Annotated in this window: 20 protein-coding genes; all 20 read right to left on the reverse strand. The window is 49.4% G+C overall.

Annotation, left to right across the window (positions count from 1 at the left end; translation table 11 throughout):
• Window positions 1-51: 51 nt before the first annotated feature.
• On the reverse strand, window positions 52-624 hold the full coding sequence (locus HMPREF9378_RS04835) for a histidine phosphatase family protein (RefSeq protein ID WP_002913870.1): 573 nt from the start codon (window positions 622-624) through the stop codon (window positions 52-54).
• Complete coding sequence (cobS, locus tag HMPREF9378_RS04830) at window positions 621-1,349, reverse strand: adenosylcobinamide-GDP ribazoletransferase (RefSeq protein ID WP_002913871.1); 729 nt, start codon at window positions 1,347-1,349, stop codon at window positions 621-623. Before cobS ends, HMPREF9378_RS04835 begins: the two co-directional genes overlap by 4 nt.
• Entirely contained in the window at window positions 1,346-1,930 is a 585-nt protein-coding gene (gene cobU, locus HMPREF9378_RS04825; RefSeq protein ID WP_002901109.1) for a bifunctional adenosylcobinamide kinase/adenosylcobinamide-phosphate guanylyltransferase, read from the reverse strand. Before cobU ends, cobS begins: the two co-directional genes overlap by 4 nt.
• Entirely contained in the window at window positions 1,923-3,221 is a 1,299-nt protein-coding gene (hemL, locus tag HMPREF9378_RS04820; protein ID WP_002901111.1) for a glutamate-1-semialdehyde 2,1-aminomutase, read from the reverse strand. The genes cobU and hemL overlap by 8 nt, the downstream gene beginning before the upstream one ends.
• Window positions 3,222-3,264: 43 nt before the next feature.
• Entirely contained in the window at window positions 3,265-4,236 is a 972-nt protein-coding gene (hemB, locus tag HMPREF9378_RS04815) for a porphobilinogen synthase (protein ID WP_002901113.1), read from the reverse strand.
• Window positions 4,223-4,948 carry a uroporphyrinogen-III synthase gene (locus HMPREF9378_RS04810; protein ID WP_002901114.1) on the reverse strand — a complete coding sequence of 242 codons (726 nt, stop codon included), beginning with the start codon at window positions 4,946-4,948 and terminating at the stop codon, window positions 4,223-4,225. The genes hemB and HMPREF9378_RS04810 overlap by 14 nt, the downstream gene beginning before the upstream one ends.
• Window positions 4,933-5,853: a hydroxymethylbilane synthase gene (gene hemC, locus HMPREF9378_RS04805; protein WP_002901116.1), complete on the reverse strand. Its 921-nt coding sequence runs from the start codon at window positions 5,851-5,853 to the stop codon at window positions 4,933-4,935. The genes HMPREF9378_RS04810 and hemC overlap by 16 nt, the downstream gene beginning before the upstream one ends.
• Window positions 5,840-7,093 carry a glutamyl-tRNA reductase gene (hemA, locus tag HMPREF9378_RS04800; RefSeq protein ID WP_002901117.1) on the reverse strand — a complete coding sequence of 418 codons (1,254 nt, stop codon included), beginning with the start codon at window positions 7,091-7,093 and terminating at the stop codon, window positions 5,840-5,842. Before hemA ends, hemC begins: the two co-directional genes overlap by 14 nt.
• Before the next feature lie 15 nt (window positions 7,094-7,108).
• Window positions 7,109-7,540 (reverse strand): precorrin-2 dehydrogenase/sirohydrochlorin ferrochelatase family protein, encoded by a 432-nt coding sequence (locus HMPREF9378_RS04795; RefSeq protein WP_002901118.1) that lies wholly within the window; start codon window positions 7,538-7,540, stop codon window positions 7,109-7,111.
• Between the two features lie 11 nt (window positions 7,541-7,551).
• Window positions 7,552-8,127, reverse strand: a complete 576-nt coding sequence (locus tag HMPREF9378_RS04790; protein ID WP_002901121.1) for a cob(I)yrinic acid a,c-diamide adenosyltransferase — start codon at window positions 8,125-8,127, stop codon at window positions 7,552-7,554.
• The gene (locus HMPREF9378_RS04785) at window positions 8,124-9,623 is read right to left on the reverse strand and encodes a cobyric acid synthase (protein WP_002913872.1); all 1,500 of its coding nucleotides are present in this window, start codon (window positions 9,621-9,623) and stop codon (window positions 8,124-8,126) included. The genes HMPREF9378_RS04790 and HMPREF9378_RS04785 overlap by 4 nt, the downstream gene beginning before the upstream one ends.
• Window positions 9,608-10,423: an energy-coupling factor ABC transporter ATP-binding protein gene (locus HMPREF9378_RS04780; protein WP_002901125.1), complete on the reverse strand. Its 816-nt coding sequence runs from the start codon at window positions 10,421-10,423 to the stop codon at window positions 9,608-9,610. The genes HMPREF9378_RS04785 and HMPREF9378_RS04780 overlap by 16 nt, the downstream gene beginning before the upstream one ends.
• Before the next feature lie 62 nt (window positions 10,424-10,485).
• Entirely contained in the window at window positions 10,486-11,160 is a 675-nt protein-coding gene (locus HMPREF9378_RS04775) for a CbiQ family ECF transporter T component (RefSeq protein WP_002901127.1), read from the reverse strand.
• A gap of 116 nt (window positions 11,161-11,276) precedes the next feature.
• A complete protein-coding gene (locus tag HMPREF9378_RS04770; protein ID WP_002901129.1) occupies window positions 11,277-11,582 on the reverse strand; it encodes an energy-coupling factor ABC transporter substrate-binding protein in 306 nt (101 codons plus the stop codon).
• Complete coding sequence (locus HMPREF9378_RS04765; RefSeq protein WP_002901131.1) at window positions 11,579-12,313, reverse strand: energy-coupling factor ABC transporter permease; 735 nt, start codon at window positions 12,311-12,313, stop codon at window positions 11,579-11,581. Before HMPREF9378_RS04765 ends, HMPREF9378_RS04770 begins: the two co-directional genes overlap by 4 nt.
• 69 nt (window positions 12,314-12,382) lie before the next feature.
• The gene (locus HMPREF9378_RS04760; protein ID WP_002901133.1) at window positions 12,383-13,084 is read right to left on the reverse strand and encodes a cobalt-factor II C(20)-methyltransferase; all 702 of its coding nucleotides are present in this window, start codon (window positions 13,082-13,084) and stop codon (window positions 12,383-12,385) included.
• A gap of 9 nt (window positions 13,085-13,093) precedes the next feature.
• Window positions 13,094-13,861, reverse strand: coding sequence for a sirohydrochlorin cobaltochelatase (locus HMPREF9378_RS04755; RefSeq protein WP_002901135.1), 768 nt, complete (start codon window positions 13,859-13,861; stop codon window positions 13,094-13,096).
• 13 nt (window positions 13,862-13,874) lie between these two features.
• Window positions 13,875-15,314: a uroporphyrinogen-III C-methyltransferase gene (cobA, locus tag HMPREF9378_RS04750; protein WP_002902472.1), complete on the reverse strand. Its 1,440-nt coding sequence runs from the start codon at window positions 15,312-15,314 to the stop codon at window positions 13,875-13,877.
• 18 nt (window positions 15,315-15,332) lie between these two features.
• Window positions 15,333-16,082 (reverse strand): precorrin-6A reductase, encoded by a 750-nt coding sequence (cobK, locus tag HMPREF9378_RS04745; RefSeq protein ID WP_002901138.1) that lies wholly within the window; start codon window positions 16,080-16,082, stop codon window positions 15,333-15,335.
• Window positions 16,079-16,804, reverse strand: coding sequence for a precorrin-3B C(17)-methyltransferase (gene cobJ / locus HMPREF9378_RS04740; RefSeq protein ID WP_002896461.1), 726 nt, complete (start codon window positions 16,802-16,804; stop codon window positions 16,079-16,081). The genes cobK and cobJ overlap by 4 nt, the downstream gene beginning before the upstream one ends.
• Window positions 16,805-16,851 lie beyond the last annotated feature (47 nt).

Raw genomic sequence — 16,851 nt, forward strand, 5'->3', positions numbered from 1 at the left:
TCACCTCTTTCCCAAGATAAATCATGTCGTTTGTTTTTAAATAATAGAGCCTTAGAGTAAGGTCGCCTGCCAATTCTGGTCCCGTTCTTCCAAGAGCAGCACTCGTCCTTGGGGGACATCAATGTTCCAAAAAACAGCCTCTCGGTCAACCAAATGCTGGTAAATCAAGCGAAGGACTCCCAAATGAGCCACTAAAGCGATTGACTCATCAGTCCTATCTAGCAGGCGGTCTGTTGCTGCCCAGACTCTGGTCTGAAAGTCTGAGAAAACTTCTGCCTCAGGAGGCGTGACCTCAAAGGGGGCCTCCAACCAAGCTTGCCAGACTTCTGGAAACGCCGCTTCAATCTCATCAGCTGTCAAGCCTTCCCATTGCCCAAAGCCTCGCTCGTCAAAATCAGCTATGGCCTGGACTTGCCTGTCTGGAAAAGCTAGCTGGGCTGTTTCCTGCGTCCGTTTGAGACAACTGGTGTAAATCACATCAACTGGGTGCTCCTGCATCAGTAGCGCCAGCTGCTTGGCGTCCGCTCGGCCTTGCCCGTTGATAGAGACATCATGGCTGCCATAGAAACAGCGCCTGCGGTTGTAGTCTGTCTGACCATGCCGCATCAGATACCATCTTTTCATCCTAGTACCACCAATCCTAAGAGATAGAGGAGCTGGGCAATTTCAACATAGGCCCCTAGCGTATCGCCTGTGTGGCCGTCAATTTTATTATAAACAAAACGGCGATAGCCGATTGCTCCCAGAAATACCAAGCCATAAGCCAGAAGGCCTCTCCAGCTGAAAACCAGCAGAGACAGGAGCAAGGGAAGAAGCTGGGCAAGCAGGATATGACTCGTCTTGCTGCCACTGAAGAAATTCCCCGAGCCGCCACCTTCTCTGGCATAGCTCATCCGGTAAAGCTGTAGGCTCAGACCGGCCTTGCCAATCATGGTCAGACTAGCCACGATAAACCAGCGAGGCTCTGGCAAATAAGTATAGAGAACCAGCATCAGAGCATAGTAGAGAATGAGTGCCAGTACGCCATTGCTGCCAATCCGACTGTCCTTCATAATCTCTAGCATCCGCTCCTTCTTACGGGAGGAGAAGAGACCGTCTGCCGTATCCGCCAGGGCGTCTAAATGAAAACCACCTGTCAGCAGAACATCAAAAGCAAGGGTCAGAACCCAAGCGACCATCCCTGGCAGGACTAGGCTCGTCAGGAAATAAAATCCACCTGAAATCAAGCCCAGCAAGAGGCCAAAGAGGGTCAGAAAAGGAAGTCCCAGTCGCAAGTAGGAGATATCCACTGCCTTTGGAATCACAATCCGGCTAAAAAATTGGGTATAGATAATCAATGCCTTTATCATTTCAACTGCTGAGCGAGGCCGCAGATGACTAGGTAAGCCTCACTCGCCTCCTTTGCAATCAGTTGGTTGATCTTGCCCTGCACATCACGGAAAAAGCGTCCTAGTCTGGTCTCTGGGACAATGCCCAGTCCAACCTCATCCGTTACAATCCAGCACTCAGCATCTGTCTGACGGATTGTGGATAGGAGCTCTTGCCATTCTTCTTCCAAAAACTGCAGCAGGAAAGACTGCTCCTGACGGCTGAGAAAGTGCTCCTCTGTCAGCTCCAGCTTGTCTGGAAAATGCTGGGCAATCAAATCAAAGAGACGATTGCTAGTCAGAAGGGTGGCACAATCCAGCAGGTAAACTGGATGCGACTGCTCTCGCAGCCAGTCGGCCAGCCCTGCATACTGCTCCTGAGTCGTCCAGGAAGCCGGCCGGCGTTCTTGGTGCAGCCGAATCCGCTCCTGCCATTCTGGATCTTCTCCTCGAGGCAGGCCGGTCGCAATATAGCAAACGCTCTCTAGGTCCGCTAGTCGCTCCTCCGCAAATGCCGACTTACCGCTTCTGGCACCGCCTGTCACTAACACAATCTTAGCCATTTGCTTCTTCTTTCATTGCTTGAAATGCCTGCTCGAAGGCTGCCAAGGTCTGGTCTAGATCCACTCTAGTATGGGCACTGGACATAAAGTTGGTTTCATACTGAGATGGCGCCAGATAGATGCCTTGTTCCAGCAAGAGACCGTGCAGTCTTGCAAACTGAGCATGGTCAGCCGCCTTAGAATCCTCAAAATTGCGGACCGGCTTCTGGCTGAAGAAGAAGCCAAACATGGTTCCCTTGGACACGACTTGCAGATTAATGCTGTACTTATCGGCTAGACTTCGTAAGCCATCACAGAGGTAGTTCGTTTTCTCTTCAATCTCAGCAAAGAGCTCAGGAGTCAGCTGTTTCAAGGTTTTGTAACCGGCCGTCATTGCGACTGGATTACCCGACAAAGTGCCGGCCTGATAGATGCTGCCCAGAGGCGCTACCTGATCCATATAGACGGCCTTGCCGCCAAAGGCTGCGACTGGGAAGCCGCCACCGATAACCTTGCCCAAGCAGACAAGGTCTGGCTCTGTCTGATAGAGGCCGACGGCCCCCTGATAATGAGCTCGGAAACCACTCATGACCTCGTCCACGATGAAGAGAGAGGCGTATTCCTGAGTGAGGGAGCGAATAGTACTGATAAAGTCCGCATCCGCAGGAATCAAGCCCATATTGCCAGCAACGGCTTCTAAAATGACACAGGCAATGTCATCTCCGTACTTTTCAAAGCAAGCCTTGAGAGCATCTTTGTCATTGTACGGCAAGGCCAGAGTTTCCCCAGCTACCTGAGCAATGACTCCGGCAGAATCAGCAATCCCAAAGCTGGCCAAGCCTGAACCAGCCTGAACCAAAAAGGAATCACTGTGGCCGTGATAGCAGCCGATAAATTTAACAATTTTAGATCGCTTGGTCACTCCACGTGCTACCCGAATGGCGCTCATGGTCGCTTCCGTTCCCGAATTGACCATCCGCATTCTTTCCATGAAAGGCAGACGCTCCTGCACCAGCTGGCCAAGAGCGATTTCTCTGGGACTCGGAGCACCAAAGCTGGTCCCCTCCCAAATAGATTCCTCAACTGCCGGCAACACATCCTTAGGAGCATGCCCCAAAATCATGGGTCCCCAAGACAGGACGTAGTCAATATAGCGGTTGCCATCGACATCATGCAGATAGGCTCCGCTGGCTTTTTCGATAAAAAGCGGATGACCACCCACAGCCTTAAAGGCCCTGACAGGACTGTTGACCCCTCCTGGAAAGAGCTTTTGAGCCTCTGTGAAATATTGGTTGGAATGTTCTCTCTTCAAGTTCGTCCTCCTTATCTAGAAAACTGCTGATTTTCCGCAGTCTCTATCCTTCTTTCAGATAACCGGCCGCATCTTTGGCAAAATAAGTGATAATCAAGTCTGCACCAGCCCGCTTCATACTGGTCAAGGTTTCCATGACAATGGCTTTTTCATTGATCCAGCCCTGCTGAGCTGCTGCCTTGACCATGGCGTATTCTCCACTGACATTATAGGTCACCAGAGGCAGCCGGGTTTCCTGGCGCAGCTCTCTAAGGATATCCAGAAAGGCCAGAGCCGGCTTAACCATGAGAAAGTCTGCTCCCTGCTCCTCATCGCTCTTGGCTTCTCTCAAAGCCTCCAAGCGATTGGCCGGATCCATCTGATAGGTCTTGCGGTCGCCAAAGGCCGGAGCACTCTCACCTGCATCTCGGAAAGGTCCATAAAAGCTAGAGGCAAACTTAATCGCATAGGACATGATGGGAATGTCTTCAAAGCCAGCCGCATCAAGCCCCTGACGGATAGCCGCCACAAAACCGTCCATGGCATTGGAAGGCGCAATGACATCTGCTCCAGCCCTGGCTTGGCTGACAGCGACTTCTGTCAGTCTAGTCAGAGACAGATCATTGTCCACTTCCTCCCCTCGCAAAATACCGCAATGGCCGTGACTGGTAAACTCACAGAGACAGGTGTCTGCAATGACGACCGTCTCAGGAAAATGCTTCTTGATTAGACGGATAGCTTCTTGGACAATACCATTTTCAGCTGAAGCCTGACTGCCTATTTCGTCCTTTTCTGACGGAATGCCAAAGACGATAAAAGCCCGAATGCCCAAGTCCACACATTCCTGCACTTCTGGCAGCAAATCCTCGAGGGAGAACTGATAAACTCCCGGCATGGAGGCTACTTCTTGCTTTTCAGTCAACCCTTCCTTGACAAACAAGGGTTGGATAAAATCATCCACAGACAGCTTGGTTTCTCGAACCAGCTGCCGCAGACCGCTGCTTCTCCTCAGTCTGCGATGTCTATAAAATTCCATGCTTCTTCTCTTCTTTCTTGATTATTTCCTTGACCATTTCCTCAACAGAAGGACTCTGGGGCTGGTAATCTACCCCATAGCCAGACTCCTTAACCGCCTGAGCCGTTGTCTGACCAATCACTGCAATCTGATGGCTAGATGCTAGATGGGGCTTAATAGCACAAAAACTCTGCCAAGCCGACGGACTGGCAAAGGTCCAAATCACATCCTCTTGGGACAGATAGGTCTCGAGCTGGTCCTGACCAGCAGGATTTGAGGTCGTTTCGTACATAGGCCAAGCCCAGACCTCATGGCCTGCTTCTTTTAATTTCTCAGCCAAACTGGGATTGGACAAGCTGCTTTGGGGCAGCAAAATCTTCTGCGTTGGCAGAGCCAAATCCAACCACTCCTGAATAAAGTCAAGACCATAGTGGCTGCTGGCCTGAAAATCACAGGCTCGGCCTAGCTTATCCAGCGCCTGACTGGTCTGCGGTCCAATGGTCGCAATCTGGAAGTCCGCTTTCAGATAGGGACTGAAAGCCTCTACTGCGACAGCACTGGTAAAAAAGACCCAGTCGACTTCTGGCAGAACTGCTTGAACAGCTTCTGGTAAGGGCAAAGACTGACAGCGAATGAGAGGGACATGGTGCGTCTCAAATCCTGCCTGTCTGATCTTTTCTAGCCAGGCAGAGTCCGGCGCCTGCTCTCTGGTAAAGATTATTTTTTTAACCATGGCATTCCTACTGCTCCCTTATCGGCTAACTGGCGCACAGCCTGCTCTGCCAATTGCTGGCCATCCTGACCTTTAAGGCTGACGAAGACACATTGGCCGTCCTCCTTGGCCAGCATGGCCTCTAGCTGATAGTCCTGACCGTTTTTCTGGGCAAAAGCAGCGATAGGGAAGGTGCAGTCCGCATTCATCTGAGCCAAAACTACCCGTTCAACTGCCACTTCAGCTGCTGTCTTCTCATCCTGAACAGTTGCCAACAGTTGCCGCAGCTCCTCATCCTCTTCCCGGCATTCCACTGCCAAAGCGCCCTGAGAAATAGCTGGCAGACAAAGACTGGTCTCTAACGGCTGAATGTGAAGACGGCTTTGGTCCAGCCAGCCCAAGCGTTTAAGTCCGGCCATAGCCAAGACAATCGCGTCGTACTCGCCTTCTTCCAGCTTCTTGATGCGGGTATCGATATTGCCCCGAAGTGGTTTGAAAGCCAAATCCGGCCTCTGAGCCTGCAGCTGAACCTGCCGGCGAATGCTGCTGGTTCCTATAAGAGCGCCCTCAGGCAGATCAGCCAGCGTCTGGCCAGCTTGACGGAAAATCAAGCAGTCCCGAACATCTTCTCGCTGACTAATCGCACCGAGTGCACAGCCCTCAGCTAGCTTAGCCGGCATGTCCTTGAGACTGTGGACCGCCATATCAATCTCACCAGCCAAGAGGGCTCGCTCGATTTCCTTGACAAAGACTCCCTTGCCACCAATTTCCTGGAGGCTGACATGGGTCAAGCGATCTCCTTTTGTGGTATAGGGAACGAGGACAAAATCCCGCTCTGGATGGAGCTTCTTGAGCTGGTCGACTAACTGCTGGGTCTGGGTCATGGCCAGCTTACTCTTGCGGGTTCCTACCTTAATGACCTTCATCTTTTCCCCTTTCTCTGTGCAAGCCAAATATCTTGGCAATCAAGGCAATGTCATAGTCCGAATGCTCTCCGACTGACAGCTCTTTGAGCTGCAAGATTGGCTCCTTCAAGACTTGGTTGATAATGCTCTTCATGTGCTTGGAAATCTGTTTTTGCTCCCGCTCGGTCAAATCTGGAATCTTGCGATTAAGACTTTCCATAGCCGAAGCTTGAGCTTCCAAAGCCTTATCCCTGATTTCCTGAATCAAAGGAATAATGCCCAACTGCTGACGCCAGTCAGCAAACTTGACCAACTCCTCATCAATCTCCAAAGCAATCCGACCGGCAATCTCCTGCCGTTCTGCCTTATATTGCTCCAGTTGATTGGTTAGATTTTCGATATTATAGAGCTTCAGAGACGAGCTCGGATAGCAGGAACGAGGCAGACAGAGGTCAAATACAATCGCACCCTCCTTAAGCATGGAGGGAAAGATAATGTATTCTTCCGTTTTAACCGCTGAAAAGACCACATCCGCATCCGCCAGTACTGCTTCCAATTCATCCCAGCCATGGGCAGATACCCTGTCCTCTGTCAGAAAAGGCTGAGCCTTGCTGACCGTCCGATTGAGCAGCATGACTGATTCGAATGGCCGCTGCAGAGCATACTTGGTCACCAGCTGACCAATCTCTCCCAAACCGATAAGAGCTACCTTTTTAGTGCTGTAATCCAGCCCCATTCGGTCCAATTTTTGGATAGCCGTCAGGCCGATGGAAATAGGCCGGTCATTGATTCGATAAGTATCATGCATGCGCTTGGCAAAGGTCAGCGCCTGCTTGAAAGCCTGATTGAGGACAATTCCAGTCGTACCAGCATCTTGTGCTGTCAGGAAAGCCTGCTTGAGCTGGCCCAAGACCTGACTTTCACCGACAATCTTGGATTCCAATCCGATAGAGACGCGCAGCAAATGCCGCAAAGCCTCATCTCCCTCACGAAAGACTAAATAGTCTTCCAGCTCCTTGACAGGAATCTGAAACCAGTCCGCCAAAAAATGCTTGGAATAGTAGCGGCCAGTATGCAGCTGGTCCACCACCAGATAGAGCTCAGTCCGATTGCAGGTCGACAGGATGATATTTTCCAAGATACTTTTTTCTCTTTTCAGGAGCTTCAGAGCTTTGAGCCCCTCCTGATCTGAAAAATGCGCTTTTTCCAAAATTGTCAGCGGCGTTTCCCGATGGGTCAAACCCACATATAATAGGTGCATGCTTCTTTCCTTCTTTTAAAGTTGGTCTAAAATTGCTTCTATCTTCTTGCGAATCTCCTTGGAACGGCTGGGCGAAAGACCGTTGGTCGAGATCATGACAGACACATCCTTCTTTCGCGCAATGGCTACATTGTAGAAGTCAGAAAAGGTCTTGTCGCCCGTATTGTTTACCAGCTGACTGGGTGCCGCATCCTCCATAATCTGACGGTTGACTTCCGCCTGATCTGTACAGGCAAAGACCAGTTTCGCACCTTCCAAATCACCAGTCCGGTAAGGTCTAGCTAGCCATTGGACCTCCGCCTGAGGAATGTCGGCATGCAGAGTCGGACTGACCACTGTCACAGCAGCCTGCTCAGCCAGCAGGGTCTTAATCTTCCGCGCTGCGACCTTGCCGCCTCCCACTACCACGACTTTCTTCTCTCTGATATTAATCATGACTGGATACATGCTAGCTTCTCCTATTTCTTTTCCCGAAAGATTTTTGCGCTGCGTTTGTAGACTGTATCTGGCTCCTCTAGGCGGTCATTGACCAATCGAGCCAGCACAAAAAAGTAATCCGACAGACGGTTGATATAAATCAATCCTATCTCATTGACCGCTTCATCTGCCTCTATAACAGCTACCATACGCCGCTCCAGGCGTCTGGTCATAGTACGGGCCACATGCAGGAGACTCGCAATCCGATGGCCGCCCGGGATGATAAAGCGGTCGATTTTCGGAGGAATATGCATATACTCATCCATCCGCTCCTCCAGCCAGCTGACATTGGCTGGCTCTTGCTTGTAGGGACGCAATTCCCTCGGTGTAGCCAAGTCGCTGCCGCAGTCAAAGAGATGCTGCTGGATTTCCTCGCATTCCAGACGCAGGTCATCCAAGATAGGATAGTCACGCATCTCAGATACGACATAGCCAAGATGAGAGCATAGCTCATCCATCGTTCCATAAGCTTCGACCCGAATATGGGTCTTGGATACTCGGTCCCCACCGTAGAGCCGTGTATAACCCTTGTCTCCGTATTTCGTATAAATTCTCATTTTTCTTCTCTGTTAATGATTTGATAAATCTGCTCCATATCCAAAGACTGGCGCAGGACGTCTGACAACTTATCATACTCTCTGTCTTTAAAGTCTTTGATACTGACAAGCTGGTCCTCTAGCGGCTCTAAGCCCTTAGCCAGACGAAGTTCATTCAGGTACTGACGAGTCCATTCTAGATTGTCAAAGACTCCATGAAGGTAGGTCCCTTGCACCTGCCCGCCATAAGCCACAGCTCCATCTGGACGCTCGGTTGCCTCACCATTTTGCTCCTTGATGATGGAAAATGGATCCAGACTATCCGCAAGCTGGGTTTCTCCCATGTGAATCTCGTAGCCCTCTAGCTCTTGCCCCTCATGCAGGGCTCTGACCTGTGTCGTCCGTTTGACCGGCTGAAGCACCGTCTCTGTCTCTAAAATACCCAGCCCGCTAATCTCCTCTAAGTCAGACTCAAGGTGCAGCGGGTCGCTAATCTTCTGCCCCAGCAGCTGATAGCCGCCGCAGATTCCAAAGATTCGCACGCCCTGCTCCAGACACTCAAGAATCTCGGCTTCAAGGCCAGACTCGCGCAGGTAGTTCATGTCTTCGATGGTGTTTTTGCTGCCCGGCAGGATCAAGAGATCCGGCCGACCAATCGCATCACCAGGCTGAACATAGCGGACAGAAACATCCGGCTGGATTTCTAGACTATGGAAATCCGTAAAGTTAGACAGGCGCTTGAGGCTGACAACTGCGATATCCAGACTCTTTCTGCTATCAAAGCGTCGGCTTTTCTGTACCAGGGCCACACTGTCTTCGCTGTCAATATCCAGCTGGGCATAAGGCACGACCCCGATAACCGGCACCCGAGTCAGCTCCTCAATCATGTCAATGCCAGACTGCAGCAGAGCCACATCGCCGCGGAATTTATTGATAATAACCCCCTTGATTCGCTTGCGGTCCTCAGGCGGCATGAGCTCAATCGTTCCGTAGATAGAGGCAAAGACTCCTCCCTTATCAATATCCGCCACTAAAATCACTGGCGCATCGACCAGCTTGGCCATGCCCATATTGACAATGTCTCGATCATTGAGATTGATTTCAGCTGGACTGCCTGCACCCTCAATGACGATGATATCATTCTCAGCGCCCAGCTCCTCATAGACTTTCTTAATCATAGGCAGGAGCTGCTGCTTGTATTCATGGTATTCGACGGCATCCATATCCCGCAGTACTCGTCCTAGAAAAACAACCTGTGACTTGCGGTCAGACGTGGGCTTGAGCAGGACCGGGTTCATGCGGACATCCGGCTCTTTGCCAGCTGCCTCAGCCTGAACAACCTGAGCCCGGCCCATTTCATCTCCTTTTTTGGTGATAAAGGAATTAAGCGCCATATTCTGCGACTTAAAAGGCACCACTTCTAGGCCATCCTGCTTAAAAATCCGGCAGAGACCCGCCGCTATAATGCTCTTCCCAGCATCTGAGGCAGTCCCCTGTACCATCAATGATTTGACCATTTTACATTTCCTCCTAGCTGCTCAAAGAAAGCAGCTTCATTTTCTGCCAGCGGCGTCTGGATAGTCTGATGAAGCTTGACAATCCAAGGTACAGCCAAGCCTGCCTCTACTAGCAGATCTCCCTGCTGGAAGAAATCAAACTTGCTGCCCTCCGCAATCAAATGCCCCTTCTGCAGCAGATAGGCATAGTCACAGCAGTCATACATCAGATCCATGTCATGGCTGGATACGATGATATTAGTTCCAGCCTGGACCAGCTTTTTCATGGTCGCTGCCATCTGGTCCCGCCCTTTAGGATCCAATCCTGCCGTAGGCTCATCCAGCAGCAGATACTTGGGCTGCAGGGCCAGCATGCCAGCAATAGCCACCCGCTTTTTCTGGCCATAGCTCAGATACTGCAGCGGTCTGTCCTGCAGATGAGAAATGTCCATCATCTCTAAAGCCGTCGCCACTCTGCTGGTTATCTCGTCTTCTTCATAGCCTAAGTTTTCCAAGGCCATGCCAATATCGTCCTTCACAATGGTATAAAAGAGCTGCTGCTCTGGATTCTGAAAGACCATATTGACATGCTGCCGATACTGGAACAAAGCCTTCTTAGAGTCGCCCACAGGCTGACCATCATATAAAATGCTGCCCTTCTGCGGTTGGAGCAGTCGGGTGATGATTTTCATGATGGTAGACTTACCTGAACCATTAACTCCCAGAATGCCGGTAATCCGACCTTCTTCAAAGTCCATAGAAATATCGTGCAGCGTTGGATTTTCGTCATACGAAAAAGAAATATTCTTTACTTGTAACATCTATGTTTCCTATCTACTTTCCATTATAGTATAAAAGCAGTCTTATTGTAAATGCGCTTTCATTATTCACTGTGCTCAGCATCAAATCTTAGCGTCAGTACTTCATTTAAATGCTGATTATCATCCAGCAGTTTGACAAAGAGAGTATTGGCTAATCTGCCCCAAGCTTGGTGTTGCTTCCTTTTATTGTAAAAGGAGAATTTCAAGTCCAAGGTATCCCGAATGGTCACAAACTCATAGAAGACCAGGAAAATGAAGCGATACATGAGGACAATCAAGTCTAGCAGTACCCGTGGAACATGCATAGCTTTAAAAAGCCGCAGCATCTGAGCAAAAGGCACCGTCAGGACAAAGAAATAAGTCGAAACCAAGGATGAATAGATGCGCAAAAGGATAAAAATGGTCTGCTGAACAGAGGATTGGCTGATGCCCAGATAGCCCTGACCTAAAGGCAAGGCCAGCAAGAGCTGCTCCTGACTGTTCTGATAGGTCAAGACAAAGGTCAAGAGACTAATCAGGATAAAGATACTGGCATGCAGATACCACTTCAGATAGCGCAGCCACGGAAGCCGAGCCACATAGCAAGTCAGAGGCGCCACCAAGACGATAAGTCCTAGCTGCAGACTCCTGACACCAGAAAAGCTAACAGCTAACAAGAGCAGATAGATGACAAATTTATAAGCAACCGGCAGATTTTTCAGCCGATTTTGATAGGCGTATTTATCAATCGCAAACAAGTGGAGAGCTCCTTTCTAGCTTTGTTTTTACCATACCCCCAGTACAGAGCAGCTCCGGTCCCAAATAGGCTTAATCGCTATCAAGAACCAGAGCTCGCTCATACTGTTGAAGGCTTTTATTTATGTTCAGAGTTTTCCTTTTGTTGGCCTTGCTTTTTCCCTTTGTGGTAGCCAATGACATAGAAGATAATCCCCGCTCCAATACTACCTTGCAGGGTGAAGAGCAGACTTTCTACTTCCGGACCTGCTGGCTCAAAGATTGGTGAAAACCAAGGCTCATAGTCCTTTTGGATAGAGCTAATGGTTTTTTCAGCAGCGTCATCTGTTCCACTGTATTCCACACCCTTAGGTGCAAAGATAAAGGCAGCTAGAGTGACTGCTACTGCAGCCAAGATTAAGATGAGATTCTTGTATTTTTTCATTTGAACAGACCTGCTCTTTCTTTGACATTTTCTGAGATTAAGTTATAGAGGACAACCGTCAGCAATCCTTCTACGATAGCGATTGGAATTTGAGTGGTCAAGAAGACACCCATGAACTTCAGTGCAGAACCAACAAAGCCGCTGTTAGCATCTGGAAAGACCAAACCGAGCTGGATAGAAGTTGTCGCATAGGTCGCCAAGTCAGCAATCACAGCACAGATAAAGATAGAAACCGGTGTAGACAGCTTGATGGATTTAGCAAACTTGTAGACAAAATAACCGACAAATGGACCAACCACTGCCATTGAGAAGGCATTGGCACCCAGAGTTGTCAAGCCGCCGTGAGCTAAGAGAAGGGCTTGAAAGAGCAAACAGATGGTTCCCAAAACGCTGATAACGGACGGACCAAACATAGCTGTCCCCAGACCAACCCCAGTCGGATGCGAGCTAGATCCTGTAACAGACGGAATCTTCAAAGAAGATAGGATAAAGATAAAGGCACCAGACAAGGCCAGCATGGTCTTGGAATTTGGATCCTCTGCAACGATTTTCTTGATGCGCATCAAGCCTACTACAAAGAAAGGCAGGAATACGGCGAACCAGAAGATACACCAAAAGAGTGGAAGATAGCCTTCCATGATATGCATAGCTGACACAGACTGGGTACTGAGTACCGCTAAAATAGCCAGCAAGGCCACAAAAGTTACTTTTTTATTTTTCAATAGTTTCATATTTTTTTCCTTTACTAAGAACCTAAGCTCAAAAGGATGAATGTTTATCCATGAACATGGGTTCTGATATTAAAAAATCTTCTTTTTCACGAGGAAGGTAGTAAAATAAGGCAGCTTGGTTTCTGGTGTGATTCCTTCGAGGCCCAGCAAAGTCTGCTGCTTATCCGTCGAAGAATTGCTAACCATGAAAGTCTGCTGCAAGAGACCGAGCTTTTCTAGCAGGGGCAGGACAGTATCTAGGTGATTGGCCACCTTCATCAGCACAATCGAGTCATGCAGCTCAAGCGCCGCCTCAATCTTCTCAGCAGAAGCCGTAGCCGGCATGACCGCTAGAGACTCCTCATCCATTGTCAGAGGCTGACCTAGCTCAGAAGCCATGCTGCAGAAAGAGGTGATACCAGGGATGGTCTGACAGTCAATTTCCTTTTCCAGCAGGGCCAGCAGATAGCTATAAGTGCTGTAGACCATGGGGTCACCCAGTGTGATAAAGCCGACATTCTTGCCTGACTTGACATCCTCTGCGATTTCAGCAGAGATGGCCTGCCACTGGACTTCTTTGGTCGAATTGGAACGGACCATAGGGAAATGCCGCTGCTTGATTTCCAGATGCTCTTTCAGGTAGGGCTCTGCAATACCTAATGCAAAGCTCTTGCTCCCCTTCTTAGCCTCTGGTGTATAGAGAATATCTAAGTCTTCCAAAAGCCGACTGGCCTTGATAGTCACTAGCTCGCTATCACCTGGCCCCACACCAATTCCGTAAAATTTTGCCATTCCTTCCTCCTATTCGATGATTTCTTCTAAATGCTGGATGTAGAGCTGCTGAACATCAGGATATTCGCCCAGACCGACCAGATGGGCCTTGACCTCATATCCCTGCTCCTTGAAGAAGTGATACCAAGAACCTTCCTCATCTGAGCTCATATCATTGGTCGCATGGTCGCCCGCTACCAGCATGAAGGGTGCCAGATGCACTTCTCGGACGCCCTCTTTCTTCAGTTCCTGCTCAATCAGCTCAACCGGAGGATAACTCTCTACACAACCGATATAGACTGAGTTTCCTTTCATCATATGATCCAAGGCCGCATAAGCTGTAAAAGCATAATGCTGACTGCCATGGCCCATCAGAACTGTTGCTGTATCCTGCCCCTCATGGCCGTACCGTTCCAGCAGAATATCCTTGACAGCCTCATAGTCTTCCTGACTGTTGAGCAGAGGCTTGGCAACGACTAGCTTTTTAAAAGCCGATTCAAACTCTTTGGCTTGGGCGAGAATCTTTTCGTACTCGCTACCCAAAATGACATGGAGAGGCTGGATATAGACCTCTTCAGTGCCCGCTTCCAAGAGCTGCTCTAATATCTCTTTGACCGTAGGAATATCTAGCCCTTCCTGCTTCTTAATCCGCCGTCTAACGACATTTGAGGTAAAAGCTCGGTGGACTGGATAGTCTGGAAAATGTTCCTGAATAGCCTGCTCACAAGCCTCAATTGTTTTACGTCTGGTCTCGGGATAGGTCGTTCCGAAACTGACTACTACTATAGCTTTACTCATGACCTGTATCCTTTCAGAGAATTTCCCTACATTTGTCAATGATGGAAGCAATAGTCGTTTCATCTGTCTCAACAATCTTCCTAAAGCCTGCTTCCTCTAAAACAGCCCGCGTGCTGGCACCCATGACAACGATTGGAACATCCTTCCAGTCATATCCAGCTTCTTGACTGGCTGCCACAAAGTTCATGGCCGCAGCAGAGTTCGGAAGACAGACCACTTCAATCTCTGACCAATTGTCACTGCTAATCTGACTGTCAAAGGCCAGCCTGTGGCTAGCAATAATCGGCAGCGAATAGAGTTCTGCCAGACTGGCTTTCTTATGCTCAGCTGTCAGAATATACCAGTTGCCGCCTTCTTTTTCAAGAGCAGCTGCAAAATCCGCATCCGACTGCTGAGGCGTCATTCGATCCAGCACAATACCGCTCGCTTCAATAGACTTAGCCGTATGATGACCAATAGCCGCAAAGCGGATGTGCGGCAGACTGCGCAAGTCTTTGCCTGCCTTGCGGAGGGATTTCAAGAATAGCGGCCAGCTCTGCATATCTGCAAAGAGGAGACCATCTACCTGCTCCAAATCCGGCAGCTGCAATTCTAACTCTTCAACCAAATCTCGAGCTGGGAAAGTAGTCAGTGCAGCTCCAGCATCCTTGAGCAAGCGAGGAAGTCTGCCCGTCTCTGACTGCTGGATGAAGATTTTACGGCCGAAAAGCGGCAGATTCTCATGGAAATTCAGCTGCTGTCTATAGGCCACGACATCACCTACCACGATGACACTCGGTGCCTTAAAGTCTTCAGCTTCTGCTAGTTCGACTATGTTACCCAAGGTTCCGTCCACCGAGCGCTGCTGAGGATGGGTTCCCCATTCAACGATGGCGGCTGGCTTGTCCTTGCCATAGCCTCTAGCCGTCAGCTCTTGGACGATGGAAGGCAGATTTTTCATGCCCATGAGGAAGACCAAGGTTCCTTTAAGCTCAGAAATTGCTTCCCAATTAAGCATTTCTGTCTCATCCTTGAGATGGGCTGTAAAGACATGGAAGCTAGTCGCTACATCCCGATAAGTCATAGGAATCCCTGCATAGGTCAAACCAGCCACAGCAGAGGTGATGCCTGGCACCACTTCAAAGTCCACACCAGCTTCTACCAGCTTGACTCCTTCTTCTCCGCCTCGACCAAAGATATAGGGATCACCGCTCTTGAGGCGGACTACCCGCTTGCCCTGACGGGCTTTTTCGATGAGAATCTTTTCAATCTCTTCCTGTCGGATGCAGGGCTGGCCTGGCTTTTTGCCGACATCAATCTTTTCGCAGTCAGACTTTAGATGCTGAAAGAGTTCCTGATTGACCAAGCGGTCAAAGACCAAGACATCTGCTTCTTGAAGCCGTCTCTTTCCTTTGAGGGTCAACAATTCCGCATCGCCTGGACCTGCTCCCAGTAATGTTACTAAACCGGACATTTTTTCTCCTTTTATTAGCTATTTTGTCAGATAAGCCTCTAGCTCTTCTAAGTTAGAAACCATCTGCGGATAGGCCACAATTGGCCGAGAGATGATAATGCAGTCCATCCCCAGCTCTTGACAGCCGTCAATCTTTTCACGAATACCACCAACTGTCCCACTTTCCTTGGAAACAAAGACATCTGCTCCCGAGCGCAGCAAGAGCTCTTTATTACACTCTTTGGAAAATGGAGCCTTAATCGCATCAATCTGATCCGCTACCAGTCCCAGCTGCTCACAAGCCAGAAGCACTTCCGAAGTTGGCAGAACACGAACGACAATCCGCTGCTCTGGCAGCCCCTTGACAAAGAGCGGCAGGGTCTTGCTGCCCGTTCCCAGATAGACTGTCTTGCAGCCGCGCTTGGCAATCTCATCAATCGCTTCTTGGGTCGAATGCACCACGATGGCCCCGCTCAAATCCAAGGTCGCCTGACGCTCAAAGCGCAGGTAAGATACACCAGCCATCTCTGCCGCCCGAATGGCTTCCTTGGACACAATGTCCGCAAAAGGATGGGTCGCATCAATGATTTCATCCACATCATTCTCTTTGATAAAGGCAACCATGTCCTCGGCTGTCAGACGGCCCTGAATGACCGGCTGGCCGTATTTGGAAGCCAAGTGCCGGCCGTAGTCTGTGACAACAGAGCTAGTCACATCAATCTTCAAGCGGTCAAGCACTTCTAAAATAGCGGTGCTGTCGGATGTCCCTCCCAGCAGTAATTTCATCATAAAGTATATCCTCGAGGTGTGATCATGCGTCCGTTTTTAACATAAGTTTCTTTGTTACCAACGATAACGATTGTCGTCATATCTACCAAAGTCTCATCCAGGTCTTTGATAGTCGTCAAGATAATTTCCTCATCCTTACGGCCAATGTCCTTACCGATACCGACAATAGTATCCTCTGACTTGTACTCAGACATGATAGAAAGTGCTTTTGTCAGATGGTCTGGACGCCCCTTACTCCGAGGGTTGTAGAGGCAGACTACAAAGTCACCTTGAGCTGCGGCATGCAGACGCTTCTCAATCATTTCCCAAGGCGTCATCAAGTCACTCAGACTGATATGACAGAAGTCGTTCATGAGGGGAGCTCCCATAACTGCAGCAGCACCCAGACTAGCTGTGATACCTGGAACCACTTTAACTTCTACATCACTGGCATCTCCCAGCAATTCTAAAATCAAGCCAGCCATTCCATAGACTCCGGCATCTCCACTGGAAACAACTCCGACATTTTTGCCAGTCTCTCTAGCCAAATCAATAGCCTTTTGACAACGGTCGATTTCCTGGCGCATTCCATTCGCTACGAGCTCCTTGTCCTTGACCAAATCAAGAATCAACCGCATATAAGTCGAGTAGCCGACGATAATTTCACAATCGGCTATAGCAGCCAATGCTTCTTGTGACATCAATTCTTCTTTACCTGGGCCTAATCCGATAACGTATAACATATATTTTTTCTCCTTTATGGGTATGATAAATTTTATAAGGGCAGTTG

Source organism: Streptococcus sanguinis SK1 = NCTC 7863 (genome assembly GCF_000194945.1).
GTDB lineage: Bacteria > Bacillota > Bacilli > Lactobacillales > Streptococcaceae > Streptococcus > Streptococcus sanguinis.